The following is a 2,057-nucleotide window of genomic DNA, read 5'->3' as shown; positions in this document are numbered from 1 at the left end:
TGGTTAAAATTTACTAATTAATTGAACTAAAAACTAACTACTAACTACTAAAAACTCTTTTAATCAATTATAATAGTTTCGATAATTTTTTCCGCTTGTTTTTGATAGCGATCGAAGTTTTTTGGTTCGGCAATATAAGTAGCGATATATGCTTTTTGATTTTTAACCGTCCAAACTTGCATTTGCTTTGTACTATTGTCTTTTGCTTGATAAATTATTTTTCTGCCTTCCTTATTAGCAAAAGTAGTAGATTGTACGGGCGCAATAGCATTATTATAAAGTTCTATTTCAGCAATTGATTGTTCGGTATATTGATTGAGAGATAACGGTTGTGTCAAATCTTCAACAGAAATAATAACTTCTGCGCGCCAAGAATCGCGATCGCTCTTGGCAGGGGATATAAATCTAACTTGAGGTTGTAAAGAAATCCAATTTTCTTGAATCGACCAATTTTTAGGCAGTTCTAATTTTAAGCCATATTCTGATTTGTGATAAGCTACATATTTTTCTGGTAAAAAATTGCTCAATAAAAAAGTAATTAAAATTGTTGTGGCAACTACTCCTCCTACAATCAGACTTAAATTAGTAGTCTTTGCTTGAGGTTCTTCTCTAGTTTGATTTTCGTTATTATCGTTAATAATAACAGTAGTATTATTTTCTTTGGTAGCAGATTCTCCAGGTATTTGAGTTACTCCCACTAAGTTGAGATCGACAATTATTTCTCTGACAGATTGATAGCGATCGCTATAGCGACTGCGAACCATTTTATCGATTATATTTAATAAATTAGGATCGTACTGTTGACTTTCATCAGGAAGGCGATCGCGCCATAGAGGATTGTAATCGGAATCGTATTCTAAATTGTTAGGATCTAAGCCCGTTAAAGCTTTAATCACAATCATTCCTAGGGCATAAATATCGCTGCTAAATCTGGGCTTGCCCATTTTTTGTTCTGGGGGCATATAACCAGGAGTACCGATCGCAATAGTATTATCTTCTCGCTCTATATTTTCTAGTTGAATTTTTTCTTTAACCGCACCAAAATCAATTAAAAATATCTTGCGATCGTATTTACTTCTAATTAAATTAGATGGTTTAATATCCCGATGAATATAATTATTCAGATGGACAAAATTCAGAACATTTAAAACATCTTTGAGTAAAGCGATCGTTTCACTTTCGTTTAAATGATGTTTTTCCTCTAGTTCTTTTTCTAAGTTTTGTCCTTCAATCAGTTCTTGAACTAAATAAAACTTTTTGTCGGTTTCAAAATAATCAAAAATTTGCGGTATCTGAGAATGCTTACCCAATTTTTGTAAAATCTCTGATTCTTGATTAAATAAACGAGAACCTACTTCTAATAAATAAGTATTTCCATACTGAGGAATAAATTCTTTAACAACATATTCTTTGGCAATGGAACTAGAAATATCTGTAGCGTGATAAATACTGCCTTGTCCGCCTTTGGCGATTAGTCGTTCGATACGATATTTACCTCGTAACTCTTTTCCAATAAGACTGTCGTTATTCCCCTGCATTAGGTTCGACCGCTGGTTAATTAAATCCAAAATTGCTTCTATCGTAATAGTTTTAAACAAAATTGTCGAAATAAACGTGAAGTTTAAACACATATACTGTATACAATGACTACTGAGACTCTTCACGGTTGTAAAAATGTCTACTTTACTTGTCAAAAATATTCATACCCTAGTTACGATGGACGACGAACAACAAGAAATTCGTCACGGGGCGTTATTAATTAGAGATAACGTAATAGAACAAGTAGGTACGACAGAAGAATTACCCGACACTGCCGATGAGATTTTAGATCTACAAGATAGACATCTAGTTTTACCTGGGTTGGTTAATACTCACCATCATTTCTTTCAAAACCTAACTCGCGTAACTCCCCCAGGACAGAATGGTGATTTGTTTCAATGGCTTACCGCCCACTATCCTCTATGGTCTAAGCTTACAGCCGAGGGGATGTATTATAGTTCCCAGTTGGCAGCAGCGGAATTAATTTTATCTGGTTGTACTACTGCTAGCGATCATCA

2 protein-coding genes are annotated in these 2,057 nt (G+C 34.1%); one reads left to right on the top strand and one right to left on the bottom strand.

Features of this window, described 5'->3' with window-relative positions; translation table 11 throughout:
- Window positions 1-59: 59 nt before the first annotated feature.
- On the bottom strand, window positions 60-1,538 hold the full coding sequence (locus tag AC33VI_RS23560) for a protein kinase domain-containing protein (RefSeq protein ID WP_491784694.1): 1,479 nt from the start codon (window positions 1,536-1,538) through the stop codon (window positions 60-62).
- A gap of 136 nt (window positions 1,539-1,674) precedes the next feature.
- Here AC33VI_RS23560 and AC33VI_RS23555 point away from each other — a divergent pair.
- A partial coding sequence (locus tag AC33VI_RS23555; protein ID WP_491784693.1) for an amidohydrolase family protein occupies window positions 1,675-2,057 on the top strand: 383 nt, incomplete at its 3' end.

It is taken from the genome of Waterburya sp. (assembly GCF_058530065.1).
This window is presented reverse-complemented; position numbering and strand designations above follow the sequence as displayed.

Excerpts from the sequence above, each read along its gene's own strand:
- AC33VI_RS23560 (WP_491784694.1), bottom strand. The coding sequence starts at position 1,538 with ATGCAGGGGAATAACGACAGTCTTATTGGAAAAGAGTTACGAGGTAAA.